Genomic DNA, 24,276 nt, shown 5'->3' with positions numbered 1-24,276 from the left:
TGCCGCAGGCCGCCGACATCGCGCCGCGCCGATTTTCGCGCGAAGTCGCCATCCCGGCGGGCGGACGCGGCGGGCCGGGGACAATGAGGGCGTGGACCCACTGCACGACCCTGACGACGAGGCACTGCTCGACCCGCGGCAGGCCCGCGATCTCGCCGGGCTGGTCGAGACCGCGCGACTCGCCTCGGCCGTCGTGCGCTACGGACTGCGCACCAGGGTCGGCGCGGCCACGGTGGTGCTCAACCAGGACAACCCGCTGCCGGCCGCGAACCACGCCTGCGCGCTGTGGGGGACGCTCGCCGAGGTCGCCGGAACGCTGCTGAGCCTGGAGCAGGTCTTCGCCGAGGCCGGGCGGTCGGAAGCCGTCGTGTTCGCCTCGCCGACCACGGTCGCCGAGATCGAGGGCATCGCCGACGACGCCGGGTGGCGCGCGGTGGAGGAGCTCGTCGCGCTGCTGCACCGCACGCGGCAGGACGTCCGCGGCTGGGCGCGGCCCGCCGAGGAGCGGGACCTGCCCGGGATCGTCGACCTGATCGCCGACGACGCCGGGCTCTCCGAGGAGGGCGAGCACAGGCTGCTGCGCCATTTGGAGCACCGCCTCGACGAACCCCGCAGCGTCCTGCGCGTCGTCGACGACCAGGACGCCGACCGCATCTCGGGCTTCGCGCAGGGATTCGTCGAGCGCCGTGTCGGGCTGGTGGAGCAGGTGGTCGTGCGGCCCGGGCGGCGGCGCCGGGGCATCGGCGGCGAAGTGGTCGCCGAAGTCGTCGAAGAGCTGCGCGAACGCGGTGCGCTGATGGTGGCGGGCTACAGCGAGGAAGGCGGTACCGCCGAGCGGTTCGCCGAGGCCTGCGGATTCGACGTGGTCTACGGCGTGACGGCCTACGCCCGCCGCATCGACGACCTGCTGTGAGCGTTTCGGGGTGCCACAGCGCCCCGAAACGCGCACGACCTTCTGGCGCGATCAAGACGGCAGAGCTCATCACAAACCCGTTGCGGCCGGAATAAAGCGAGCGCAGTTCGGGTTCGGTTAGCCGGTTGCGCGGATCGGCCCGGGAAGCACCAGGCCCTTCCGGTTAGTTCGGCTAAACATGTTGAGAGGGGCAGCGGTGTCGAGCAGCTCGGCAACGGCGGAGCAGACCACCGAGGGCACCGGCATCGGCTCCCTGCCGCGGGAGATCTGGATCCTGGTCATCGGCAGCTTCATCGTCGCGGTCGGCATGGGGATCGTGGCGCCCGCGCTGCCGACCTTCGCCACCAGCTTCGACGTCGGCGTCACCGCGGCCTCGTTCGTGATCAGCGCGTTCGCCCTGATGCGGCTGGCCTTCGCACCGGTCAGCGGGCGGCTGGTGTCGTTCTTCGGCGAGCGCTCGATCTACGTCTGGGGCATCACGATCGTCGGGCTGAGCACCGCGGCCTGCGCGTTCGCCGGCTCCTACTGGCAGCTGCTGGTGTTCCGCGCCTTGGGCGGCACCGGCTCGACCATGTTCACCGTTTCGGCGGTGGCGCTGCTGGTCCGGCTGGCGCCGCCGCACCTGCGCGGCCAGGCCTCCGGCGTGTGGGCGACGAGCTTCCTGCTGGGCAACGTCTCCGGGCCGATCATCGGTGGCCTGATGGTCGGCTACTCGCTGCGGCTGCCGTTCGTCACCTACGGCGCCGCGTTGTTCATCGCCGCCTTCATCGGCTGGCTGATGCTGCGCAAGTCGACGCTGGCGGCGCCGCGGACCGACACCGGGGAGACCCGGTCGCTGACGGTCCGCGAAGCGCTGCGCAACCGCACCTATCGCGCCGCGATGCTGTCCAACTTCAGCAACGGCTGGGCGGTTTTCGGCGTCCGGATCGCGCTGGTCCCGCTGTTCGTGGTCGAGATCCTGCGCTCCACCCAGGCCATGGCGGGCGTGGCGCTGTCGGTGTTCGCGGTCGGCAACGCGGCGGTGCTGCTGGTGTCGGGCCGGATCGCCGACCGGCGCGGGCGCAAACCGCTGGTGCTCATCGGACTCGCCGTCTCCGGCGCGGCCACCGCATCGCTGGGCTTCACCGACTCCGTCCCGTGGTTCCTCGTCGCGTCGCTGATCGCGGGCATGGGCGCGGGCATCCTCAACCCCGCCCAGAACGCCGCGGTCGCCGACATCATCGGCGCCAAGGGCAAGGGCGGGCCGGTGCTGGCGGCGTTCCAGATGTCGGCCGACCTCGGCGCGATCCTCGGGCCGCTGATCGCCGGCGTGCTCGCCGACGTGATCTCCTACCAGGCGGCGTTCGCCGTCACCGGGCTCACCGCGGTGCTGGGCCTGCTGGCCTGGGCCGGTGCCCCGGAGACCCGCCCGACCAGGGCTTCCTGAGTCGCCGCCCGGCAGGACCGGCCGCAATCTGGACGCGCAGGTGTCCCGGCGCCGATCGCCGGGTACTCCGGCGTGGACGTCGTGACGCCCACGACGTGCCGGTTCGCCTGCCTGCCGAAGCGGGAGGACGACATGAGCACGACGACCGGAATACCCGGCTACGAGCTGACCGAGGACCTGCTGCTGCGGGAACTGCGCCACCTGCACCAGACCCGCAACGAGACCTTCCTGCACGGCTCGCCCGACGCGCTCCGGGAGCACACGGCGCGCACCTTCGAACTGGAGCAGGAGTACTTGCGGCGCCACCCCGAGCGCGAGGTCGACCCGCGGCGCACCCGGTCCGGAGCGAGGGGAGAGCCGCAGCATGCCTGAACAGCCACGCATCGTGATCATCGGTGGCGGCCACGCCGGCCTGACCACGGCGCTGCGGCTGCGGCGGAAGCTGCGCGCGGGCGAAGCCGCCGTCACCGTGATCGACACCCAGCCGCACATGACCTACCAGCCGTTCCTGCCGGAAGCGGCGGCCGGTTCGCTGGAACCGCGCCACGTGGTGGTCCCGCTGCGCGAGGCGCTGCGCGGCTGCCAGGTGCTGACCGCGCAGGTCACCAGCATCGACCACGCGCAGCGCGAGCTGACGGTGATGCTGGGCGACGGCAAGGTCGAGCACGTCAGCTACGACGTCCTGGCCGTGGTGCCCGGCTCGATCTCCCGCGCGCTGCCCATTCCCGGGCTGGCCGAGCAGGGCATCGGGTTCAAGACCATCGGCGAGGCGATCTACCTGCGCAACCACGTGCTGTCCAGATTGGACATCGCGGCCAGCACCCGCGACGAGCAGCTGCGGCGCCGCCTGCTGACGTTCGTGTTCGTCGGCGGCGGCTACGCCGGGATCGAAGCGATGGCCGAGCTGGAGAGCATGGCCCGCTACGCGATCCGCAGCTACCCGCCGGTGTCGCCGCAGGAGATGCGCTGGGTGCTGGTCGAGGCGATGGGCCGGATCATGCCCGAGGTCAGCCCGCCGATGAGCGAGTACACCAGGCAGCGGCTGGAGGAGCGCGGCATCGAGGTCAAGCTGAACACCACGGCGAAGTCCTTCGAGAACGGGCACGCGGTGCTCTCCGACGGCGACGAGTTCGACACCGACACCGTGGTGTGGACCGCGGGCGTCAAACCGCACCCGATGCTGGAGGAGAGCGATCTGCCGCGCGACAGCAAGGGCCGCGTGGAGTGCACGGCGAAGCTGCAGGTCCGCGGCACCCACAACGTGTTCTCCGCCGGTGACTGCGCTGCCGTCCCGGACCTGACCAGCAGCGACCCGGACGCCCTGTGCAGCCCGTCGGCGCAGCACGCGGTGCGGCAGGCCAAGGTGCTCGCGGACAACATCGTGGCGCTGCTGCGCGGCGAACCGCTGACCGACTACAAGCACCGCTACGCGGGATCGGTCGCCGGGCTGGGGCTGTTCCAGGGCGCGGCGGAGGTGTACGGCGTGAAGCTCAAGGGCTTCCCGGCGTGGCTGCTGCACCGCGTCTATCACCTGGCGAAGATGCCGACCGCGTCGCACAAGGCGCGGATCCTGGGCGACTGGCTGCTGGAGCTGCCGTTCCGCCGCCAGGTCGTCGCGCTCGGCGAGTTGCACGACCCCCGCGCGGAGTTCGTCAAGGCGGCCAACACCAGGGGCCTGCCGGGCCCCAACGGCCGCGCGGCCGGCTGACAAGAAGGTGAAGCCGCCCGTTTCCGCTGGTGGCGGCCCGTGAGCGTTTTGCGGTGCTATAGCGCCCCAAACCACTCACGGCACCTGACCAGCGGAAAGGGTTCATTCCAGGCCGGGCAGCGGCACGACGCCGTAGTCCCAGCGCACCAGCCGTCTGGCCTTGCCGGTCTCGGAACGCGGGATGTGGTCGCGCGGCAGCACCCGCACGATGCAGCCGAGCCCGAGCCGGGCGTGCAGCGTGGCCGTGAGATCGCGTTCGAGGGCCTCGGTGTCGTCCTGCGGGTCGCGCGGCTCGACGCCGATCCGCAGCTCCGGCCGCGACCGGTCGCGGCGGTCCTCGACGATCAGGTAGTGCGGCGCGACCCGTGGATCGGCCAGCAGCACGGCCTCGACCTCCGACGGGAACACGTTGACGCCGCGGATGACCAGCATGTCGTCGGTGCGCCCGAGCACCCGGCTCATCCGCCGCAGCGTCCGGGCGGACCCGGCGGCCGGGCCGTGCAGCGCGGCGACGTCGCCGGTGCGGTAGCGCAGCAGCGGCGTGCCGGTCTTGGTCAGCGTGGTGAACACCAGCTCACCGGGCTGCCCGTCGGCCAGCGGCTGCCCGTCCGGCCCGACCACCTCGGGGTAGAAGTGGTCCTCGGCGATGTTCAGCAGCCCGCCCGAATCCAGCGACTCGCAGGCCACCCCGGGCCCGATGACCTCGGTGAGCCCGTAGATGTTCATCGCCCGCAGCCCCAGCAGCCGCTCGACGCCCTGCCGCATCTCCTCGGTCCACGGCTCCGCCCCGAACACCCCGACCCGCAGCGACAGCTGCTCGGCGGTGATCCCGGTCGCGGCGAACGCCTCGCCGAGGTAGATGGCGTAGGACGGTGTGCAGCACAGCACGTCCGGCCGCAGGTCCAGCAGCAACCGGAGCTGCCGGTCGGTGGCGCCGCTGGAGGCGGGCAGCACGGTGGCCCCGAGCCGCGTCGCGCCGTGGTGCACGCCGAGCCCGCCGGTGAACATCCCGTACCCGTACGAGCAGTGCACGAAGCTGCGCCGCGTCACACCGGCCCCACCCAGCGCACGAGCCATCACGTGCGCCCAGACGTCCACGTCGTGAGCGGTGTAGGCGACCAGCGTCTGCCGCCCGGCCGTGCCCGACGACGCGTGCACGCAGACGACGTCCTCGGCGGGAGCCGAGCGCAACCCGAACGGGTAGGAATCCCAGAAGTCCTCCTTCGCGAGGAGCGGCAACCGGTGCAACTGGTCGAGCGAGACGTCGTCCCCCCGTTCGACCCCGCAGTCCCGCAACCGGCCGCCCTGCACCCCACCCGCGGCCAGCAGCCGATCGACCAACCGGCGCAGCCGCTGCTCCTGCATCTCGCGACGCCGCTCCGGTGCAGCCCCCTCGATCTCGGGCGCCACCAGCGGAGGGCGAACCCCCTGTGCTGTTGCCACGACCCTCGGTGTACCAGCTGCAGGTCAGCGGGGGTAGATCCAACTAGGGGTACCCCCCTGAAAAGGCCTCCGGAGGCCTGTTGTACTGTATTGGCACACGAGATGAGCGGGACGGAAACCCGGACCGAACACCTCGAACAACAGGACAAGGGGCTGTGGCGCAGCTGGTAGCGCACTTGACTGGCAGTCAAGGGGTCACGGGTTCGAATCCCGTCAGCTCCACGCAAGGGATGGCGAGTGCTCGCGGAGCGCTCGCCATTCTTACGTTCCGAGTGCTTGTCGCGGGGGCCGAGCCCCTGCGGGCCCCCACGGTGCGGGGGCGCCCTTCAGGTCACCGTTCCGGCGCTTCGTTGGGCCTTGGGGTGTCGTGCAGGACGGCCTCGCGGAGTTTGGTGGCGTTGCGGTTTCGGCGAGCGGCCATGACCTGGGTCAGGATCAAGCCCACCACGGCATAGAGCGTGAAGGCGATGGATTGCAGGGCCTCGCCGTTGTCGTCTTGGATCCTCTGCACCGTGACGAAGATGCCCAGGCCGGTGAGGCCCAGGAAGCCGACGGTGATCGTCTTCGTCCACTGGGGGTACGACAGGGTTTGCTCGGCGACTCGTGCGGCGAGAGCGTTCGTCGCCGGGTCGGCGCCCGGAACACCTGCGCCCACCAGCTTCAACGCGGTGCGCAGCTGTGCTGGGTCGGTGTCCGGGGGCAGCGGTTTGATGCGTCGGAGGGAGTAGAGCACGACCGTTGCCGGAAAGGCGCCGCATGCGATTCCCATCCCGATGATCGGGAGAAGAGCAGTAGGCCAGGGCAGCGGCCACCCTTCGAGCACCACGGCGAGGAGCGTTCCCAGCGGCAGGCCGAAGATCGTGCCGATCAGCGCCGCCCAACCCGCATAGCGCTTGGGGTTGTTCTGGGTGTACAGCATCATCCGCTCTCGCAGGTACCGGTCCGTGGCCACGTTCCTCACCCATCGCTCTGCGTCTCTCGCATTAGGATCGTATTGCGGGAGTTCGCGCCGGAAGATCACCTTTCCATCTCTATGTCCGAATCGATGTGTGGCTGTGCACCTGGAGGCGGGTCAGCCATGCTCCAGGGCAGTAGTGCTGAGGGCGGCGGCGCGGGTGAGTCCCACGACGCCGTGCTTGGCCGCCACGTACGGGGCGACCGTGGGGAAGCCGGTCACGCCGAGGTCGGATGCGTTGCTGATCGTGCCGCCGCCGACCGCGACGATCGGGTCACGGCGTCATCGACGGTGACGTCGGCCGGGGCGAACAGCGCCCGGCCGCCAGCTACGCGGAGGCATTCGGCGCCCCGGCCGGATCATCGCAGCGCAGGGAAGGCTGCGTCGAGCCCACTGCTGGCCCATGCGGGGCAATCCGCGCTACGGCGGTTGTTCGTCGTGGGTGGTCGTCCTGCGTAACCGGGTCGCTGCTCCCTGTTGGATTTCGTTCGCACGTGTCACGATCTCCGCCGGGAAATCCCAGGCGAGTCCTCAATCGGGGAGTTCAGGGAGGTTTACCGGATGCTGGAGTTACGTGGCCCGCGGCGATCCCGCAGGACGCTCGTGCTCGGCGTGGCCGCAGCCGTTGCGGGACTGGCGCTGGTGGTGCCGTCCGCCGGGGCACAGCCACCGGGCGACGACGTGCAGCACAGCGACAACGTCCAGCCGTTGGCCAACGTGCCGCGGCAAGGACCTCTCGCCGAGTCGACCCACACCGACCTGGCGTTCTTCGAGAACTACGCGTTCCAGGGCAGCTACGACGGTTTCACCGTCTACGACATCTCCGATCCGGCGGCCCCGAAGACCGTCTCCCAGACCCACTGCCCGGGCGGGCAGGGCGATGTGTCGGTGAGCCCGGACGGCAAGCTGCTGTTCCTGTCGGTGGACTACGCGCGCACCGACGACACCTGCCAGAGCGAGCAGGGTTCCTACGAGGACCCGAACGCCTGGGAGGGCGTCCGGATCTTCGACATCAGCGACGTCGCGAACCCGCGCTACGTCAAGGGCATCAAGACCAGCTGCGGTTCGCACACCAACACCATGGTGCCGGGCAAGAAGCCCGGTGAGGTGTTCATCTACGTCTCGTCCTACAACCCGGACCCGGCGTTCCCGAACTGCCAGCCGCCGCACGACTCCATCTCCATCATCGGCGTGCCCGCGGGCAACCCGGCCAACGCGAAGGTCGTCGCCGAGCCGGTGCTGTTCCCCGACGGTGGCGCGGCGGGCACCGCGGGCTGCCACGACATCACCGTCTACCCGGAGCTCGACCTCGCCGGCGGTGCGTGCATGGGCGACGGGGTGCTGCTGGACATCGCCGACCCGGTCAAGCCGAAGGTGGTCGCCACCGTGCAGGACCCGAACTTCGCGTTCTACCACTCGGCGACGTTCACCAACGACGGCAAGAGCGTGCTGTTCACCGACGAGCTCGGCGGCGGTGGCGCGCCGACCTGCAACGACGAGGTCGGTCCGACGCACGGCGCGAACGCGATCTACAACATCACCGGTGAGGGCGCCAAGCGCGGGCTGGAGTTCCAGAGCTACTTCAAGATCCCGCGCAACCAGGCCGACACCGAGAACTGCGTGGCGCACAACGGAAACCTGATCCCGATCCCGGGTCGCAACGTCTACGTGCAGTCCTGGTACCAGGGCGGGGTGTCGTTCTTCGACTTCACCGACACCACGGCGCCCGCCGAGATCGGCTACTTCGACCGCGGCCCGGTCGACGAGAACAACCTGGTCATGGGCGGTTCGTGGTCGGCGTACTACTACAACGGCCACGTCTACTCCAGCGACATCACCCGCGGTCTGGACGTCATGAAGGTGACCGGACCCGGCATGGACGAGGCCGACAAGGTCGAGCTCGACATCCTCAACCCGCAGACGCAGTACGCATACCCCGAATGATCCGTCTGCCGCCGGGCCGGGTTCCGGCCCGGCGGCCGGCCGTTCGGAAGGGACGGCAGATGATGTTCCCACGGAGACTCGCACTGCTGGTGGTGCTGCTGGCCGGTCTGCTCGGCGCGGGAACGGCGAACGCGGCCGCTCCGGCGCACAACGACGTCGACGCCGAGTTCGCCGCCATGATGATCCCGCACCACTACCAGGCGATCCTGATGTCTCAGCTGGCCCCGGAACGCGCGTCGGATCCCGCGCTGAAGTCGCTGGCGGACCGCATCCGCACCGAGCAGGGCCTGGAGATCAAGATGCTGCAGGGCTGGCAGGGGCGCAACGCCCTGCCGGTCACCGATGCCCCGACGGCGTACGAGGAAATGCTCGGCATGCCGGAGATGATCGAGCACATGGGCATGGCGACGCGGGAGGAGATGGAGCAGCTCGCGACGCTGTCCGGGCCCGATTTCGACCGGATGTTCCTGGACCTGATGATCCCGCACCACGAGGGCGCGGTCGGGATGCTGCAGCACGTGATCCTGCACGGCAGCGACCAGGACCTGAACCAGATGGCCCAGGACATGATGTCCGGCCAGAAGGCCCAGCTCGCGATCATGCGGGAGATGCAGTCCGCGTGAGCGCACCAGGCACCTCGGTCTCGGAAACCCACCAGGCTTTGCAAGGGTTTTCGAGACCGGGTCCTGGGACGGCTGGTCCGACGGAGCTCAGCGTGGTGCCCGGGGTGGTTCCGCACGTCGACGACCACGACGGCGTCCGGCAGCGGCGCCGACCACCCTCTCGCCGGTCGCATCGCCGATCCGGCCGATCGCCAGGACGTCGAACTATAGAGTGACTGCCGTGATCGAAATCGAGGTGCGCTGCCGAAGGAACGGCACGCTCGACGATGGTCTGCCGACCGTGCTGGTCCGGCTCTCCGAAGAGCGCACCACAGCACGGGAGTTGATCCGGCACGCCGTCGAGGAGCAGGTCCGGGAGCTGCGCACCGACGCCGCGCGTTGTCGGCGAATCCTCGATCGCCAGTACCTCTCCGACGACGAGATCCGGGCGCAGGCCGCCACCGGTGCGATCAGGCCGCCCCGGCAGATGGCGGACCCGGACGAGGAGGTCGCCAGGGCGCAACGGGCTTTCGCGCGTGGCACGTTCGCGCTTTTCGTCGGCGGGCGGCAGGTCGTCGGCCTGGACGAGGAGATCACGCTCCGGATCGGCGAACCGGTCGTGTTCCTCCGGCTGGTCGCGCTGACGGGAGGCTGAACGTGGTGGCGCGAGACATCCCCGAGAGCTACGTCGACCTCGTTCGCGAACAGCACGAGCTCTTGAGGCCGCTGGTGGACCAGGTTCGGATGCTGGCGAAGGCCCATGACCGGACGGGTCTGCGGGCGACCGCGGCGGAGATCCTGCTTCGGATCGAGCGAGGCGATTACGAGCTGCTGGGCAACCTCAAGCCGCACGTGGGCGACATCGTCGCGGAACTCGACGAGCTCTACGACGCGAGCTTCCCGGTTGGGCGACCGGACGACGTCGCCGATCTGCTCGCCGCGCCGTGGCCGTCCGCTCGCCGGAAAGCCCTGCTGGCCGAGTTCCTCGGGCGCGACGTCTGGAAGCACCTGTTCTTGGACGAGGTGGCGGAGAAGGCCATCGCCGCTGCCGACGTGCACCTGCTGAGGGTGCTCGTCTTCACGCCGCTCGGCACCCTGCGTCGGAAGACCGTGGCGCGGATCCTCGACGCGCTGCACCGGTCGGGCGCTCTGGACGCCGCCGTGGTCGAACGGGCCTTCGCCGACGACCGCCGCCTCGGCTACGCCATCAGCGGCCGATCGCCCTTGGACGAGGACGCGACCGGCTCGCCGCTCGCCTGCGTGGATGCAGTGCGGGACCACGTGGATGCGCTGACCTGGCGGCTCGTCTCCGCGCCGACGCCCGCTGCCTGGCGCGAATTCCCCGACGGGCTGGCACCGCGCGGCTTGCGGTTCGTGCAGGCCGCGCTGGCCTGGCGCGGCGACGCGCGGGTGACCGGCCACCTCGGGGCAGCCGAACTGACCGACGAGGAACGCGCCGATCTGCTCGACCTGCTGCGGGATCGCCCGGTGGAGGAGCAGCGCCGGGTATTCGGCTGGCGACTGGGCGCTGGTGACGCCGACTCGTTGTTGCCGCTGTTCGGTCTGGAAAGCGCCGCGCGGTTGCTGCGCCTGATCTGTGCGATGCCCGCCGGCGCGGTCACTCGTCAGGACCGGGCCGGCTTCATCGGCGCGATCGAGGAAGCCGGCGCGGACGTCGCCCAGCAGCTGCTGGTGCTCGTACCGAACGAGCTGGTCGCCGCGGTCATGGGTTGGAACCGCGCCGAGGTGCTGACGCGGTTCAAGCGCAACGCGCTGCAGGGCATCGCCGCGTTCGGGCTGCTGCCCCTCGTCCCGGGCGAGACGGTCCTCGACCGATACCTGGTCTTGCGGGAGTCCGCTAAGAAAGGCGCCAAGCTCGGCCCCAACCGCAGGCACAGCCACGCCGCCGCGATCGAGGTCGCCCTCGATCACTTGGCGCAGGTCGGGGGTTTCGAGGACGCGAGTCGCCTCGAATGGGACTGCGAGGCGCGAATCGCCACCGAGACCCCGATGGAAGCGGAGGTCGGGGACTACCGGATCGCGCTGCGGTTCGACGGAGCCGACCCGGCGCTGACGGTGAACCGGGGGAGCAAGGTGCTGAAGTCGGTGCCCGCTGCCGTCCGCGCCGACCCCGGCTACCGAGAGCTGCGCGAGAACCAGAAGCGACTGCAGGAGCAGGCTCGCCGGATGCGGACCGGGCTGGTGGAGCGGCTGGTCGCCACCGCAGGCGCGCTGGCGCCCGATGAGCTGGCTCGGCTGCTGTCCCTGCCCGCCGGTGCGGCGATGCTGCCCGCGCTGCTCTGGAGGGACCGCAACGACGTGATCGGCCTGCTCGACCAAGTCGACACCACCGGCCCGGTCACAGCGGTCCACCCGCTCGAACTGCACGAGCGGCAGGTGCTCGCCGACTGGCAGGAGCGGATCGTGCGGAGTCGCCTCCGGCAGCCCGTCAAGCAGGTGTTCCGGGAGCTGTACGTGCTGACTCCGGCGGAACTGGCGGCGGGCGAGGTGTCGCGGAGGTTCGCCGGTCAGAAGGTCAACGGCAAGGTGGCGGTCCAGCTGCTGTCCGGCAGGGGCTGGTCGACCCACGGCGAGCACGCTGACCACCAGGCGACCCGCGACCTCGGCGACGGCCTCACCGCCGCGTTGCGCTGCGAGTTCGACGGCTACTTCGGGATGGGGCCCGTCCTCGTCGGCGAACTCCGCTTCCTGACCGGCGCGCACCGCCGCGTCGGCGGCACACCCGTTCCGCTGGGTGACGTACCGCGGGTGGTGTTCTCCGAGGTCATGCGAGATCTGGACCTGGTGGTGTCGGTCGCTGGAATGGAGCCGGAAGCGGAGCTGTCCGAGGCGCGAGCGGCGAGTCGGGCGCAGCTGCTCGCCGCGCTCATCGCGGACCTGGGGCTGGACCGAGTCACCGTCGAGGGGCGCGTGGCAGTGGTGCGCGGCACCCGTGCGACGTACCGGGTGCACCTGACCAGCGGCAGCATCCACGTCCAACCGGGCGGACACCTCTGCGTGGTGCCCGCTTCGTTCGGCGCCACGGCGCACCGGCGCCTGTTCCTGCCGTTCTCGGACGAGGACCGGATGACGAGCGTGGTTCTGAGCAAAGTGCTCCTGCTCGCCGAGGACGAGAAGATCAGCGACCCGTCGATCCTGTCCCAGCTGGATTCCCTCACCGCTGAGCCGAGCAACTAGGCCGGACGCGCCGAGCGATGTCGGCGGTGAAATCAGCTTCGGCCGCGGCCGAAAACCGGTCGCCGCGATCGGCTCCGTTTGGGAGCATCGGTCAACGTGGTCGGTGATTTCATCGCTGGAGCGGAGCTCTCGCGGCGGTTCTACCTGGATGCCGTTCTTCCGGTGTTGAGGCAGGAGCTGCCCGGGCTCGTGCACGCGGCTGCGTTGATCGGCGGAGGTTCGGAGGTCCTCGGGTTCGACACCGAGCGGTCCACCGATCACAACTGGGGCCCTCGGGTCCAGTTGTTCTTGGGTGAGCGGGACTTCCGCGAGCACGGGGCTGCGATCCCGGAGCTGCTCGCCGAGCGGTTGCCCCGGATCTTCCTCGGATTTCCCACGAATCTCGAACCGGTCGGGGCCGGCGGTGCGCTGCACATGCGGATGGGCAGCGGGCCGTTGCACCACGGGGTCGTCGTCGCCGAGCTCGGGGACTGGTTGACGCGGCACCTCGGGTTCGATCCGCTCGGCGAGGTCACCGACTTCGACTGGCTCGCCACGCCTGCCCAGACCTTGGCCGAGGTCACGCGCGGTGCTGTCTTCCACGACGGGTCGGGGCTGCTGAACCGGGTTCGGGAACGGCTGACGTGGTACCCGGACGATCTGTGGCGCTACCTGCTGGCGTGCCAGTGGCAGCGGATCAGCCAGGAGGAGGCGTTCACCGGGCGGTGCGGGGAAGTCGGGGACGAGGTCGGCTCGGCGGTCGTGGCCGGTCGGCTGGTCCGCGACCTGATGCGGTTGTGCCTGCTCATGAAGCGGCGGTACCCGCCGTACGCCAAGTGGCTCGGCAGCGCTTTCGCGCAGCTGCCCGTCGCGGCGGAGCTGACACCGGTCTTCACCGCTGCTCTGGCCGCGACCAGCTGGCGGGATCGCGAGCACCATCTCGCCACGGCCTGCGAAGCGGTCGCGGCCATGCACAACGATCTCGGCCTCACCGAGGAGATCGATCCGCGCACCCGCCCGTACCACGAGCGTCCGTTCCAGGTGCTGCACGCCGAGCGCTTCGCGCACGCGCTGCGGGAGAGCATCAGCGGCGACGCGGTGCGCGCATTGCCGCTGGTGGGCAGCGTTGATCAGTTCCTCGACAGCACCGACGTGCTCTGCGATCACGAGCGGCGCCGGGCCGCGGCCCACGCCGTCTACGAGCCCGAACGTGCGGAAACGGCGGCTCGGTAGGCTTTTCGGGTGACGGTGGTCGTGGGAGTTGTCGAGCGGATCTGGCGGTATCCGGTCAAGTCGACCGGTGGTGAGTCGCTGCCGCGGGTGGACGTCGATGCGCGGGGACTGCTGGGCGACCGGCTGTTCGCGGTCCGCGATTCCGACGGCAAGTTCGGCTCCGGGAAGAGCACCCGCCGCTTCCGCCGGATGCCCGGGCTGCTGGAGCTGCGCTCCCGCTACGACGAGGTCAACGACCGGCCGGAACTGCTGGACCCGCAGGGCATCGCGGCACCCGACCCCACCGCCTTCATCCGCGACTACCTGCACCGCGATGACGTCGAAGTGGCGCGCGAGGGCGCTGTCTCGCACTTCGACCAGCTCCCGCTGAGCGTCCTGACCACCGCCACCCTCGACTGGGTTCGTGCGGCGGTCCCCGGCGTTCCCGTCGACGAGCGCCGCTTCCGGCCGAACCTGCTGGTGCGCACGCCGCCAGGCACTCCGCCCTTCGTCGAGGACGAGTGGTTCGGGAGCAAAGCGGCGATCGGCGAAGCGCTGCGCGTCGAGTTCGTGCGCTCCAGCGAGCGGTGCGCGATGACCAACGAAGCCCAGCAGGACCTGCCCCGCTCACCTCTGGTGCTGCGAGCGATCGCCGAGGCCCACGACACCCGCCTTGACGCCCTGGCGACCATCGCCACCCCGGGCGAGGCCCAGCTCGGCGATCCCGTCACCCTGCTGTGAGATGTTCGCCGCCAGAACCATCCAGGACGCGCCGACAACCGCGTGGGAGCGGTACCGGCTCAGTTCCCGGCACTGCTGATGGGTTGCCCGCTGCTTCCAGCAGCCTGCGCGGCCGGATTGGTTCCGTTGACCTCAGCTGTGATCTGCGGGACGAGTCCTTCGAAGACGTGCTTGAGGCGTTTCTTCGTCTCTTCGACGAAGAAGGCCTTCAGCGGATCAACGCAATGCTTGACGAGTGCCGGGTGTCGTGGTGGGGATTTGCACATCAGGACCGCCAGCGCGCGCAGCGCGGGCAACAACACCCTGGCGTCGCTGATCACGGTCAGCCCGAGTGCGTCTGTGAGTCGTTTCCAGACTTGCGCGGCGCAGGCGGTGATCACCTTCCGCTCAACTTCGGTGAACCCGTTCTCTTGTCGTGATCGAACGATCTGATCGGTCACCATGCGGGGCACCGATTCGAGCACGCGGTTGGATTCCTCGATCACCACCACCAGTTGCACGAGCAATTCGCACCAGAAGTGGTCCGCCATGGCGCGGCGCGTCGCTAGGCCGAGTTGTCCGAGGTTCTCCTCAACCTCTCCGAGGGCCTGCACGAGCATGTCGCCAAGCGCTTCGACCCGCTCAGCTTCCGAGGCAGGATCGGCAAGGGAGTGATCGGTAACCGCTGGTGCCGGTTCGGGGATGTCAGCGCCTTCTGCGGAGCTGTGCGCCTTTGCGCAGCGGGAGACTATGGGAGCGTCGGGTACGGGGCTGCTTCGCGGGGCGGCCTTCCCGTCCGAGCTCGCTTTGGAGATGCGCGACCGCTCGGCACGCTGTTCTTCGTGGTGGAGTTCTCTGACGAGGTCGGAGCAGGCTGTGTCGATGGCCGCCCGTTTGTGCGGCAGAGTGGCTTTCGGTTTCTTCCGCTTCTTCGCAGCCTGCTTGGCGCACTCCTTCCGCCAGCGCTGGTCGGCATCCTGCTGGAGCTTGCGCAGATCTTCTGGTGTTCCTCCTCTGGCCACGCGGATCTTTCCGACCCAACCGTGCTCCGTGCCCGCGCAGTGGCCGCACTCGCACTTTTCGCCAACGGCGTCCGCACAATTGACCGGATGTTTTCCGTGCTGCGCCACCATTTCCCCCAGAATCCGCGACGGTGTCTCGTCCGATGATTCCGTCCACGGGGTCGTGTTCGTACCGCTGCCTCGGCGATGTTCAAAGCGTCACTGCGGACCGTGAACTGATGTCGAGCACCGAGTCCGTTCGAGTGCTTCTCAAGCGCTGATCCGGTGTTTCGGCGACGAGAAGTGGTTGCAACTGCGGCGATCGTGGCCCATCCGGAACGGAGCGGTACGCCGTTGGGGCAAAACGCGGCCGGTGTCAATGAACTGCCGGCCGCGCACGAGCACCTCCACCCGGAGGACTGACCCTGCTCCGACTTCGGTCGAGCGGGTCGAGTCTTCGGAGCGATCCGCGCCACCAGGTGGTTTCCTTAGCGTCTCCGGCAGTTTCCGCAACATTCCCAGGAGGCAACGTGTTTCGTGTTCGTGCGACGCTCATCGCCCTGGGGGCGGCGTCGCTCGCCCTCACCGGCTGCACCGCCTCAGCGGAGCCGAGACCGGACCTGGCGGAGTTCTACGGCCAGCGGATCGCGTTCGAGCCGTGCGCGCCCTACGCGACGACGGCGGTGGACGGGAAGCTCTTCGCCGACGCCCGCTTCGACTGCGCGCGGGTGCAGGTGCCGCTGGACTACGCCGAGCCGGACGGCCCGCGGAGTCAGGTCGCCTTGCTGCGGCTGCCCGCGCGGGGCGAGAAGATCGGATCGTTGCTGGTCAACCCGGGCGGACCGGGTGGATCGGGGATGAGCTTCGTCGCGCAGCTGGCGCAGCTGTGGGCCGAGGGGCCGGTGAGCGAGCGATTCGACGTGATCGGGTTCGATCCCCGGGGCGTGGGTGCGTCCACCCCGCAGGCCAACTGCTACACCGACGCCGAGAAGGATCGCGGCGAGGACTTCGCCGGCCAACTCGTGCCGGACGTTCCCGACGCGCAGGCGGCCCGGGAGGTGGCGCAGCGCTGCGCCGACGGCTCGGGTGGTCCGCAGGCGCTGGCCAGCTTCGGCACCGCGAACGTCGTGCGCGACATGGACGTGCTGCGCTCGGTGCTGGGCGACGAGAAGCTGTCCTACCTGGGGTGGAGCTACGGGACGCAGCTCGGCGCGAGGTACGCCGAGACGTTCCCGCAGCACGTGCGCGCGCTGGCGCTCGACGGCGCGATCGATCCCGATCTCACCACGACCGAGTTCCACCTCGCGCAGATGACCAGCATCCAGCAGGCCTTCGACAGGTTCGCCGCGAATTGCGCTACCAGCGCCGATTGCCCGCTCGGCACTGACCCGGGCCGGGCGACTGAAGCGTTCCAAGCCCTCGTGCGGCCCCTGCAGGAGAAACCGGCACCCACCGCGGACGGTCGCGGTCTGAACTACTCCGACGCCCTGACCGCGGTGACCAGCGCCCTGTACTCCCCGAGGCTGTGGCCGAAGGCCACCGAAGGGCTCGCCGAGCTGGCCGCCGGACGCGGTGACCTCCTCCTGGCGCAGCGCGACATCGCCGCCGGGCGCGGACCCGACGGCCGGTACAGCAACTCCGGCGACGCGGTCTACGCGATCCGGTGCATGGACTCGCCGCGCCGCACGCCCGCGGAGCAGGCCGAATTCGCCCGGCAGGTCAGCGCCGCCGTCCCGTTCGCCGACCCCGGCAGGCCGGTGCCGGAATCGCACCACGAGTGCGAGGCGTGGCCGGAGCCGCCGACCATGCCGGAGCCGTGGATCACCGGCCCGGTCGACGTGCCGCCGACCCTGACGGTCTCCATCACCGGCGATCCGGCCACCCCGTACCGGGGAGGTGTCAACCTGGCCCGCGTGCTGGGCGGCAGCCTGCTGTCGGTGAACGGCTCCCAGCACGGAATCGCGCTGCTGGGCCAGAGCGAGTGCGTCGACGACATCGTCGCCGACTACCTGATCAACCTCCGAACGCCGCCCGAAGGCGCCCGCTGCAGCGCGTAGTCCGCTCGTGAGCGGCGAGCCGGGCCCTGCCGCTCAGGGCTTGCGGGCGACGGCTGCGTACATGGCGATGTCGGTGTCGTCGGCCTGCTCGGTGTGCTCGTCGGGGCGCCACTTGTGCATCTGGACGATTCCCGGCTCGGTCAGCTCCAGGCCGTCGAAGAAGCGGGCGGCCTGGGCCTTGGTGCGGAAGCGGAGGGTTTCGCCGTGCTCGCGGTAGGTCCGGCGGACCTCGGCCAGCGCTTCCGGGGCGAAGTCGGCGGTGGCGATGGTGGCCGCCACGTAGCTGCCCGCGGGCAGGACGTCGATGATCCGGCGGGTGGCCGCCAGGGCTTCCTCGTCGTCCTCGATGAAGTGCACTATCGCGATCAGCAGCAGGGCGATCGGGCGGTTCGGGTCGAGGGTTTCGCGGAACTCCGGGGAGTTCAGGACGGTGTCCGGATCGCGCAGGTCGGCGTCGACGTAGGCGGTGCGGCCCTGCTCGGTGCTGGACATCAGCGCGCGGGCGTGCACCAGAACGATCGGGTCGTTGTCGGTGTAGACGATGCGCGCGTCCGGGCGCACCTCCTGCACGACCTCGTGCAGGTTCGGGGAGGTGGGGATGCCGGTGCCGATGTCCAGGAACTGGTCGATGCCGCACTCGGTGGCCAGGTAGCGGCCGGCGCGGTGCATGAACTCGCGGTTGGCGCGCATGTGCACCGGGAGGGCGGGCCAGACCTGCAGGGTGGCTTCCGCGGCGGCGCGGTCGGCGGAGTAGTTGTCCTTGCCGCCGAGGATGTAGTCGTAGATCCGCGCGCCGTGCGCTCGATCGGTCTGCAGGTCGAGACTGCTGCGCCCGTCGCCCATGCCGTGCTCCCCTCGGTCTACGCGTGTCGATCTTCGCAGAGATCGACATCCCGCCGAGCCCCGGCCTTTCCACCGAGCGGACGGCTCCGGCGATTCGTCGTGAGGCTCAGCGGCCGGGCACGGGCGGACCGGCCGTCCAGCCGCCGTCGACGGCGAGCTCCACGCCCGTCGTGCAGCTCGCGCTGTCGCTGAGCAGGTAGGTGACGATCGAGCCACCACCGGCGCGCCGCATCGCGGGCACGACGGCCCGGATTCCGATGTGGACACCGACGAGGTTCGTCTGGATGATGCGCTGGAAGGTGTCCAGCGGCTCGTCGACGAGCCGGATTCCCGACGCGGCGGCAGCGGCGCGCGCCGTGTCCGCGAGCGGGGTTTCGTCCCGGATCGAGTGTTCGAGCGCGACGATGTTCAGCAGTGCCGCCTGCGCACCACCGTGGTGCGCACGTCGTCGGCCGAGGCGTCGAGCAGTGGGGCTGGAAGCTCCGTCCCGCGCTTCGGGGAGAATGGCGGCGGTGTTCCGTCGGGAGGTTCGGTGAGCGTTGGTCCTGTTGTGCTCGAAGGGCTCGTGCGGCGGGCGCAGGCGGCGCCGCGGCTCGGGAGCACGCGGCTGGTGATCATCGACGGGCCCGCGGGATCCGGCAAGACGACGCTCGCCGACCAGCTCGCCGAGGCGTTGTCCGCGCAGGTCGTGCACATGGACGACCTCTACGACGGGTGGAACGGCATGCTCGCCGGGGTGGACCGGCTCGGGCGGCAGGTGCTCGAACCGATGGCCGCCGGGCGGGACGGCCGCTACCAGCGATATGACTGGTACGCGGGCGAATACGCCGACTGGCACGACGTTCCGCAGGCCGAGCACCTGATCGTCGAGGGCTGTGGGGCGGGCGCGCGGCGGTTCGACGGCCTCAGCACGCTGCTGGTGTGGGTGGAGGCCGGGCCGGCGGAGTGCCTGACGCGCACCGTGGCGCGTGACGGTGAAGGCGCGAGAGAGCACCTGCGCGCCTGGATGCGCGCTGAGCGGGCGGTCTACCAGGCCGAGGGCACGGCTCGCCGGGCCGATGTGCGGATCAACGGCCAGGGCCTGGTCACCTGGCCGGGAACGGGGGTGTGAGGAGTGGACGAGGAAGTCATCCCGATCCTGCACGTCGCGGACGCGGCGGCGGCCGTGGACTGGTACCGGCGGCTCGGGTTCGGCAAGGAGTGGGAGCACCGGTTCGAGCCCGGCCTCCCGGCGTTCGTCGAGATCGCTCGCGGGCGGGTGCGGTTGTTCCTGTCCGAGCACAGCGACGACGCCCGGCCGGACACCCTGATCTACCTGCGCGTTCGCGATGTCGACGCGATCGCCGCGGAGTTCGCCGTGCCGGTGGTGGAAGCGCCGTGGGCGCGGGAGGTCGAGCTCCGCGATCCCGACGGCAACCGCCTGCGCATCGGCACTCCCGTGACCTGACGCGGAAAGCACCCCCCGGAGCTTTCCGCGTCAGGTCACTTCGCCAGCCTGCCCGCGATCGCGTCCTCCAGGAGGCTGCCGACGGTTTCCTGCGCGCAGGTCCGGTTGGCGCCGATGCCGCCCGACGGCCCGCGCTTGATCCAGCCGACGACGTAGGTGCCCGGCCGGACCCGGCCGCCCTCGTGCGGGATGGTCCCGGTCCCGGCGTCGAAGGGCAGGCCTGGGAGCTCGGTGCCGCGGTAGCCGACCGCGCGGATCACCCGTCCCGCCGCGATCTCCACGTCCCCGGTGACCCGCAGCGCGCGAACCTGCGTGTCGCCGAGGACCTCCTGCGGCGCGGAGTTGAAGCGGAGCACGATGCGGCGCTTCCCGTGCTGCGGCGGCGCGGACCAGTCGACCGCCTCGCGCGGAACTCCTCGGAGCAGCGCGGCTTTCGCGCCCGCTGCTTCGATCGCTTCCGCGATCTGCGGGTCGTGGTCGTCCACGACCAGGTCGACGTCGTCCTGCTGGGTCAGCGCCAGCAGTTCCGGTGCGGTGTAGGCGGCCGCGTCCGGGCCGCGGCGGGCCAGCAGGACCACTTCGCGGACCTTGCTGGAGCGCAGCTGCGCCAGCGCGGCGGGCGAGATGCTGGTGCGCGCCAGGGCGTTCGGGTCCGCGGTGAGGATCCGGGCCACGTCGAGCGCCACGTTCCCGCTGCCCACCACGACCACCCGCTCCGCCGAGAGGTCGACCGCACGGGCGTCGGGGTGGCCGTTGTACCAGGCCACCACGTCGGTGGCCGCGACGCTGCCGGGCAGGTCCTCGCCGGGGATGCCGAGGCTACGGGCCGATGACGCGCCGACGGCGTAGATCACGGCGTCGTGCTTGGCCGCGAGCTCGTCGGCGGTGACGTCCCTGCCGACCTCGACGCCCAGGCGCAGGCGCAGCCTCGGGTGCGCGTGGAAGCGGCTGAAGGCCTCGCCGATCTTCTTCGTGGACGGGTGGTCCGGGGCGACGCCGTAGCGCACCAGGCCACCGGCCACCGGCAGCCGGTCGATCAGCGTGACGCGGGAATTGGTGTGCAGCAGCAGGTCTTCCACCGCGTACATGCCGGCCGGCCCGGTGCCCACGACCGCGACGTCCAGCGGCGCGAAGTCGCTGGGGATGTCGCGGTGGAACACCGGCGGGCCCCAGCGGTGGAAGTTCGGCGTCGGATCCTGCTGCACCGGGGTCTGGTCGGCGTAGTAGGCGGCGTTGACCTCGGCGTAGGGCCGCAGCTGCTTGGTCAGGCGCTCCACCGGGAAGATCGCGTCGACCGGGCACGCATCGGCGCACGCGCCGCAGTCGATGCAGGTGGCCGGGTCGATGTAGAGCATGTCGGTGGTGCCGAAGTCCGGCTCGTCCGGCGTCGGGTGGATGCAGTTGACCGGGCAGACCTTCACGCAGGTCGCGTCGTTGCAGCAGGTCTGGGTGATCGCGTACGGCATGGGGTTCGGGGATCCTTTCCGGCTGCGGGAACCGCACGCGCGGCTCGACGTGCACCGCTGCGGGTCTCAGGCGCCGCCCGGCGGGGCAACCCGTTCGCGGGATGCCGGGCGACGCCTGAGTTCAGCTGCCCGCACCGCTGTGCGGACGAGTTCGGGGGACGACCGCTCAGATCAGGTTGGCGCGCTTGTAGAACCAGTGCGAGGCCTTGGTGAGGAGCCCGGCGGAGTTGAGGAATTCCATCAGCCCGGCGCAGCTGGAGCGCAGCATGGACTTGTGGTGCTCGTTGGCCTTGGCCTCGCGGATGGCGCGCTTGCCGTCCAGGCCCGCGTTCTCGTACACCTTCTTGTTCCACATGCTGGTGACGATGAAGTAGGAGGCGCCGGCGACCACCACGGCGTTGATCTGCCGCCGCAGCCAGCTCGCGCCCTCCAGCCGCGCCTTGGTCTCCTCGCGGGCGAACTTCATGTGCCGCGATTCCTCCACGACGTGGATGTTGTTCACCGTCCGCACGAACGGCACCACCCGCTCGTCGCGCATCCAGTCGCGCTGCATGACGTCGAGGACCTCCTCGGCGACCAGGATCGCGGCGTAGGCGGCCTCGCCGAAGGCGAGCGTCTTGAACACGCGGCCCAGCTCCACCACCAGGCGGGTCGGCCGGTAGGCGGGCGCGCGCAGCTTCGCGGCCCCGCGGGCGAACATGATCGAGTGCCGGCACTCGTCGGCGATCTCGGTCAGCGCCCACTGGAAGGCCGGGTCGGTGGGGTCCTTGGCGTAGAAGTCCCGCAGCACCATCTGCTGCAGGATCATCTCGAACCAGATGCCGGTGCTGGCGACCGACGCGGCCTCCTGGCGGGTCAGCTCCCGCTGCTGCTCCGGCGTCATCTCCGCCCAGTACGCCGTCCCGTACAGGGTGCTCCACTCGGGGCTGGTGCCGTGGTAGTCGGTGTCGAGCGGCGTCTCCCAGTCCACTTCCTGGACCGGGTCGTAGGACAGGATCTCCGACGAGCGCAGCAGCCGGTCGGCCATGTCGTGCCGGTCTTCGTGCTGCGGGGTCTCGTCGTCCTTGGTGATGCTGCTGGTCATGAGAGCTCCCTGCGGGGTGACGATGGAGGCGATCCCCACCCGGTGGGTAGGTGTTACCCGAAGTAACGGCTCCCAGGATCGATGACATCGCCGATCGTGTCAATGGTCATTGGCAAGATTGGGTCGGCCGCCGGGCCTGGTTGGATGTCCGGCATGGGACTCTTCAAGAACAGCGCGGCCGACCTCGCCGAGCTGGCGACCGAAGCACGTGCTGCGGGTCGGACCAGGTTCGTCGCGCGGTTGATCGCGCTCAGCAGCACCAAGGACGATGCGATCGACCCGTGGGCGGAGCGGATCGAGGCGATCGAAGCGGCCGGCTGGCGGGTCGAGCACTTCTCCGCGACCGCCAACGACAAGGGCGGTGTGGAGGCGTACGTCCTGTTCGCCCGGGTCTGATCCACCGCTCGTCACCGCTTGGGCGGAAAACGCGCCCGCGTGGCGGGCGGTCGTGGCACGATCGCGGTCGGAAATCGCGCGGGGAGCGCGCTTTGCGACTGGGGAGGTTGCGTGGCGACCTGGGAAGATCTCGCGGCGTTCGTCCGGGCCGAGTACGCCGTGGCCGAGGACGTGGACACCGAGACCGAGTACCGGATCATCGAGGACGGCGACGACGAGATCCGGGTCCTCGTCGAGTACGAGGACGACCGCAGTCAGATCGTCATCATCTACCGGGAGCGGCTCGACGGCCGCGAGGACTGGGTGCAGGTCGTCTCGGTGATCGGCCGCGCGGCCGACGTGGACCTGCAGAAGCTGCTGTGGGAGCTGGGCCAGGTCTCGGTGGTCTGCGGCGCGGTGATCATGGGCGAGCACGTCCTGCTCCGCCACTCGGTCCCGCTGCTGAACCTGGACATCAACGAGTTCACCGACCCGCTGAACTTCATCGCGGAAACGGCCGATCACCTGGAAGAGATGTTCTTCCGCGACGACGACCACTGAAATACGGGTTCCAGGCTCGTTTCGCGTGGCAGTGCGGGTGGCGGAACCTCAGAAACCGCGGCGGTGCGAGTTGCGAGGGTGGGTTATGCGTCTGCGGCGCATGCGACACCTCGCGGGACGCGACCGGTTGGGCGTCGCGGCTGCGGTCGTCAACCAGGGCGGAGCGGTCGCCGCGGTCCTTGACCTCCAGCATGGTGGAGGTCGCAGGATCTCCGCATGACCGAGACGAAGGCGCCGATCCTGTTCCGGAACACCATGCGGATCAACGACGGCCACCTGGTGGAGTTCAAGGCGGCGATCCGGGAGGCGGTGGACTTCGCCACCGAGCACGGCCCGCAGCTCGTGGTGGAGGTCTTCATCGACGAGGAGCGCTCGGAGTGCACGAGCTTCCAGCTCTACCGCGACTCCGACGCGATCCTCCGGCACTGGGAGCTCGCCGATCCCTACATCCAGGGCGTCATGGAGCACTGCGTCGTCCAGGACTTCGAGGTCTTCGGAGACCCGGACGACCGCGTTCGCGCCGGTCTGGGCCCGGACGTGAAGTACACCCCGCACCTCACCGGCTTCTACCGCCTGGGCTCGTGACCGCGGTGCTCGGCGACGGCGGCGCGTTCCGCGGCGGTCGGGGGCGGGGTGATGGTGATCCCGGCGTCGGTGAGGATGCTCAGGTCGAGCTCCCACTCCGTCGCCGAGCGCCTGCGCCACAGGTCGAAGGCAGCCGCGACGTGCTCGTCGGCTTCGAGCTCCGACATCCCGGTGACCTCGCGCAGGTGCGCCAGCGCTCGGTCGTCGAGCCCCCTGACCTGGGCGAGCCCGAAGTGGGTGGTCGTGTGGCAGTCGGTGCACACGCAGATCAGCCTGCGCAGCACCTGGGTGCGGGTGCTGTCGTCGTAGGCCCAGCGCTCGTGCGCTTCCAGCCAGCGGCGGGTGCCGCGATCCTCGCCGCGCAGGCAGATCTCGCAGCGCTGCCCGGCCCGGCCGGTGATCATCCGCCGCAACCGCTCCCAGTCGCGCTCGGCCACGCACGACCGGACGTTGGTGAACCAGCACGACGAGGGCACCAGGTCCACGAACAGCCCTGACCCGAACGCCCGGTCCTCACCGGGCAGCGGGTCCGGCACGTCGGGCAGGGCTGCCCAGCGCTCGAGTTCGGCGATGCCCGGGCGCGGCGCGTACCAGCGCTTCACCGTCGGATCCCACCGCGCGCCGCGCGCTTTGGCCTCGTCCTTCTCCGCGAACGGCACATCGAGCCATATTCGCTGCGGCATCTTCCCGCTCCCGCCGTGGTCGACTGCCGCTGCACCGGCAGTCGGGCTTTTCATCCCGGCGGAACGGTATCGGA

Annotated in this window: 24 protein-coding genes and 1 tRNA gene; 17 read left to right on the top strand and 8 right to left on the bottom strand. The window is 70.1% G+C overall.

From position 1 onward, the window contains the following. Nucleotides 1-91: 91 nt before the first annotated feature. The 4 genes from C4T78_RS17855 (at nucleotide 92) to C4T78_RS17840 (ending at nucleotide 4,047) form a co-directional block, all read left to right on the top strand. Nucleotides 92-913, top strand: a complete 822-nt coding sequence (locus tag C4T78_RS17855) for a GNAT family N-acetyltransferase (protein WP_093349045.1) — start codon at nucleotides 92-94, stop codon at nucleotides 911-913. Nucleotides 914-1,109: 196 nt separating this feature from the next. Beyond that, nucleotides 1,110-2,339 carry an MFS transporter gene (locus tag C4T78_RS17850; protein ID WP_235863242.1) on the top strand — a complete coding sequence of 410 codons (1,230 nt, stop codon included), beginning with the start codon at nucleotides 1,110-1,112 and terminating at the stop codon, nucleotides 2,337-2,339. A 72-nt stretch (nucleotides 2,340-2,411) separates the two neighbouring features. After that, entirely contained in the window at nucleotides 2,412-2,711 is a 300-nt protein-coding gene (locus C4T78_RS17845) for a DUF6158 family protein (protein ID WP_235863239.1), read from the top strand. Then, nucleotides 2,704-4,047, top strand: coding sequence for an NAD(P)/FAD-dependent oxidoreductase (locus tag C4T78_RS17840; RefSeq protein ID WP_093349042.1), 1,344 nt, complete (start codon nucleotides 2,704-2,706; stop codon nucleotides 4,045-4,047). The genes C4T78_RS17845 and C4T78_RS17840 overlap by 8 nt, the downstream gene beginning before the upstream one ends. Nucleotides 4,048-4,149: 102 nt before the next feature. Here C4T78_RS17840 and C4T78_RS17835 read toward each other — a convergent pair whose 3' ends face one another. Then, nucleotides 4,150-5,490 (bottom strand): phenylacetate--CoA ligase family protein, encoded by a 1,341-nt coding sequence (locus C4T78_RS17835; RefSeq protein WP_235863238.1) that lies wholly within the window; start codon nucleotides 5,488-5,490, stop codon nucleotides 4,150-4,152. A 149-nt stretch (nucleotides 5,491-5,639) separates the two neighbouring features. Here C4T78_RS17835 and C4T78_RS17830 point away from each other — a divergent pair. Continuing rightward, nucleotides 5,640-5,712, top strand: a tRNA-Ala gene (locus C4T78_RS17830). A gap of 109 nt (nucleotides 5,713-5,821) precedes the next feature. On the opposite strand, the gene C4T78_RS17825 is transcribed toward C4T78_RS17830, so the two are convergent. Further along, entirely contained in the window at nucleotides 5,822-6,412 is a 591-nt protein-coding gene (locus tag C4T78_RS17825; protein WP_103908134.1) for a hypothetical protein, read from the bottom strand. Between the two features lie 594 nt (nucleotides 6,413-7,006). On the opposite strand from C4T78_RS17825, the gene C4T78_RS17815 reads away from it, so the two are divergent. The 6 genes from C4T78_RS17815 to C4T78_RS17790 all read left to right on the top strand — a co-directional run bounded on the left by C4T78_RS17815 (nucleotide 7,007) and on the right by C4T78_RS17790 (nucleotide 14,121). Beyond that, complete coding sequence (locus tag C4T78_RS17815; RefSeq protein ID WP_093349035.1) at nucleotides 7,007-8,389, top strand: LVIVD repeat-containing protein; 1,383 nt, start codon at nucleotides 7,007-7,009, stop codon at nucleotides 8,387-8,389. Nucleotides 8,390-8,448: 59 nt separating this feature from the next. Beyond that, entirely contained in the window at nucleotides 8,449-9,012 is a 564-nt protein-coding gene (locus C4T78_RS17810) for a DUF305 domain-containing protein (protein WP_177247473.1), read from the top strand. Between the two features lie 220 nt (nucleotides 9,013-9,232). Continuing rightward, the gene (locus C4T78_RS17805; RefSeq protein WP_093349029.1) at nucleotides 9,233-9,646 is read left to right on the top strand and encodes a hypothetical protein; all 414 of its coding nucleotides are present in this window, start codon (nucleotides 9,233-9,235) and stop codon (nucleotides 9,644-9,646) included. Between the two features lie 5 nt (nucleotides 9,647-9,651). Then, nucleotides 9,652-12,189, top strand: coding sequence for a DUF4132 domain-containing protein (locus tag C4T78_RS17800; RefSeq protein WP_143185760.1), 2,538 nt, complete (start codon nucleotides 9,652-9,654; stop codon nucleotides 12,187-12,189). Between the two features lie 162 nt (nucleotides 12,190-12,351). Next, nucleotides 12,352-13,401 carry a DUF4037 domain-containing protein gene (locus tag C4T78_RS17795; protein ID WP_218161524.1) on the top strand — a complete coding sequence of 350 codons (1,050 nt, stop codon included), beginning with the start codon at nucleotides 12,352-12,354 and terminating at the stop codon, nucleotides 13,399-13,401. A 9-nt stretch (nucleotides 13,402-13,410) separates the two neighbouring features. Beyond that, nucleotides 13,411-14,121: an MOSC domain-containing protein gene (locus C4T78_RS17790; protein ID WP_093349024.1), complete on the top strand. Its 711-nt coding sequence runs from the start codon at nucleotides 13,411-13,413 to the stop codon at nucleotides 14,119-14,121. A 59-nt stretch (nucleotides 14,122-14,180) separates the two neighbouring features. On the opposite strand, the gene C4T78_RS36080 is transcribed toward C4T78_RS17790, so the two are convergent. After that, nucleotides 14,181-15,233: a hypothetical protein gene (locus C4T78_RS36080; RefSeq protein WP_143185759.1), complete on the bottom strand. Its 1,053-nt coding sequence runs from the start codon at nucleotides 15,231-15,233 to the stop codon at nucleotides 14,181-14,183. A gap of 398 nt (nucleotides 15,234-15,631) precedes the next feature. On the opposite strand from C4T78_RS36080, the gene C4T78_RS17780 reads away from it, so the two are divergent. Next, entirely contained in the window at nucleotides 15,632-17,158 is a 1,527-nt protein-coding gene (locus tag C4T78_RS17780) for an alpha/beta hydrolase (RefSeq protein WP_093349019.1), read from the top strand. 33 nt (nucleotides 17,159-17,191) lie between these two features. Here the strand turns inward: C4T78_RS17780 and C4T78_RS17775 are convergent, their stop codons facing one another. After that, on the bottom strand, nucleotides 17,192-18,001 hold the full coding sequence (locus C4T78_RS17775; RefSeq protein ID WP_093349017.1) for an SAM-dependent methyltransferase: 810 nt from the start codon (nucleotides 17,999-18,001) through the stop codon (nucleotides 17,192-17,194). A 106-nt stretch (nucleotides 18,002-18,107) separates the two neighbouring features. Beyond that, on the bottom strand, nucleotides 18,108-18,242 hold the full coding sequence (locus tag C4T78_RS37035) for a hypothetical protein (protein ID WP_258958350.1): 135 nt from the start codon (nucleotides 18,240-18,242) through the stop codon (nucleotides 18,108-18,110). A gap of 291 nt (nucleotides 18,243-18,533) precedes the next feature. On the opposite strand from C4T78_RS37035, the gene C4T78_RS17765 reads away from it, so the two are divergent. Together C4T78_RS17765 and C4T78_RS17760 are read left to right on the top strand one after the other, a co-directional pair. Next, nucleotides 18,534-19,112 (top strand): AAA family ATPase, encoded by a 579-nt coding sequence (locus tag C4T78_RS17765; RefSeq protein ID WP_093349014.1) that lies wholly within the window; start codon nucleotides 18,534-18,536, stop codon nucleotides 19,110-19,112. Nucleotides 19,113-19,115: 3 nt separating this feature from the next. Then, complete coding sequence (locus C4T78_RS17760) at nucleotides 19,116-19,448, top strand: glyoxalase superfamily protein (protein ID WP_093349012.1); 333 nt, start codon at nucleotides 19,116-19,118, stop codon at nucleotides 19,446-19,448. Nucleotides 19,449-19,483: 35 nt separating this feature from the next. On the opposite strand, the gene C4T78_RS17755 is transcribed toward C4T78_RS17760, so the two are convergent. Together C4T78_RS17755 and C4T78_RS17750 are read right to left on the bottom strand one after the other, a co-directional pair. Next, entirely contained in the window at nucleotides 19,484-20,914 is a 1,431-nt protein-coding gene (locus C4T78_RS17755) for an FAD-dependent oxidoreductase (protein ID WP_093349009.1), read from the bottom strand. 166 nt (nucleotides 20,915-21,080) lie between these two features. Continuing rightward, complete coding sequence (locus C4T78_RS17750) at nucleotides 21,081-21,998, bottom strand: AurF N-oxygenase family protein (RefSeq protein ID WP_093350031.1); 918 nt, start codon at nucleotides 21,996-21,998, stop codon at nucleotides 21,081-21,083. Between the two features lie 153 nt (nucleotides 21,999-22,151). On the opposite strand from C4T78_RS17750, the gene C4T78_RS17745 reads away from it, so the two are divergent. The 3 genes from C4T78_RS17745 (at nucleotide 22,152) to C4T78_RS17735 (ending at nucleotide 23,519) form a co-directional block, all read left to right on the top strand. After that, the gene (locus C4T78_RS17745) at nucleotides 22,152-22,394 is read left to right on the top strand and encodes a hypothetical protein (RefSeq protein WP_093349006.1); all 243 of its coding nucleotides are present in this window, start codon (nucleotides 22,152-22,154) and stop codon (nucleotides 22,392-22,394) included. Between the two features lie 111 nt (nucleotides 22,395-22,505). Continuing rightward, nucleotides 22,506-22,934, top strand: a complete 429-nt coding sequence (locus C4T78_RS17740) for a hypothetical protein (RefSeq protein WP_235863235.1) — start codon at nucleotides 22,506-22,508, stop codon at nucleotides 22,932-22,934. A gap of 216 nt (nucleotides 22,935-23,150) precedes the next feature. Then, nucleotides 23,151-23,519, top strand: coding sequence for a hypothetical protein (locus C4T78_RS17735; RefSeq protein WP_093349003.1), 369 nt, complete (start codon nucleotides 23,151-23,153; stop codon nucleotides 23,517-23,519). Here C4T78_RS17735 and C4T78_RS17730 read toward each other — a convergent pair. Next, the gene (locus C4T78_RS17730) at nucleotides 23,501-24,256 is read right to left on the bottom strand and encodes a DUF5710 domain-containing protein (RefSeq protein WP_218161523.1); all 756 of its coding nucleotides are present in this window, start codon (nucleotides 24,254-24,256) and stop codon (nucleotides 23,501-23,503) included. The two genes, C4T78_RS17735 and C4T78_RS17730, sit on opposite strands and share 19 nt — an antisense overlap. Nucleotides 24,257-24,276: the final 20 nt, after the last annotated feature.

The organism is Saccharopolyspora kobensis (genome assembly GCF_900108315.1).
GTDB lineage: Bacteria > Actinomycetota > Actinomycetes > Mycobacteriales > Pseudonocardiaceae > Saccharopolyspora > Saccharopolyspora kobensis.
This window is presented reverse-complemented; position numbering and strand designations above follow the sequence as displayed.

Excerpts from the sequence above, each read along its gene's own strand:
- C4T78_RS17840 (WP_093349042.1), top strand. The coding sequence starts at position 2,704 with ATGCCTGAACAGCCACGCATCGTGATCATCGGTGGCGGCCACGCCGGC.
- C4T78_RS17825 (WP_103908134.1), bottom strand. The coding sequence starts at position 6,412 with ATGATGCTGTACACCCAGAACAACCCCAAGCGCTATGCGGGTTGGGCG.
- C4T78_RS17815 (WP_093349035.1), top strand. The coding sequence starts at position 7,007 with ATGCTGGAGTTACGTGGCCCGCGGCGATCCCGCAGGACGCTCGTGCTC.
- C4T78_RS17810 (WP_177247473.1), top strand. The coding sequence starts at position 8,449 with ATGATGTTCCCACGGAGACTCGCACTGCTGGTGGTGCTGCTGGCCGGT.
- C4T78_RS36080 (WP_143185759.1), bottom strand. The coding sequence starts at position 15,233 with ATGGTGGCGCAGCACGGAAAACATCCGGTCAATTGTGCGGACGCCGTT.
- C4T78_RS17775 (WP_093349017.1), bottom strand. The coding sequence starts at position 18,001 with ATGGGCGACGGGCGCAGCAGTCTCGACCTGCAGACCGATCGAGCGCAC.
- C4T78_RS17755 (WP_093349009.1), bottom strand. The coding sequence starts at position 20,914 with ATGCCGTACGCGATCACCCAGACCTGCTGCAACGACGCGACCTGCGTG.
- C4T78_RS17750 (WP_093350031.1), bottom strand. The coding sequence starts at position 21,998 with ATGACCAGCAGCATCACCAAGGACGACGAGACCCCGCAGCACGAAGAC.
- C4T78_RS17745 (WP_093349006.1), top strand. The coding sequence starts at position 22,152 with ATGGGACTCTTCAAGAACAGCGCGGCCGACCTCGCCGAGCTGGCGACC.
- C4T78_RS17735 (WP_093349003.1), top strand. The coding sequence starts at position 23,151 with ATGACCGAGACGAAGGCGCCGATCCTGTTCCGGAACACCATGCGGATC.
- C4T78_RS17730 (WP_218161523.1), bottom strand. The coding sequence starts at position 24,256 with ATGAAAAGCCCGACTGCCGGTGCAGCGGCAGTCGACCACGGCGGGAGC.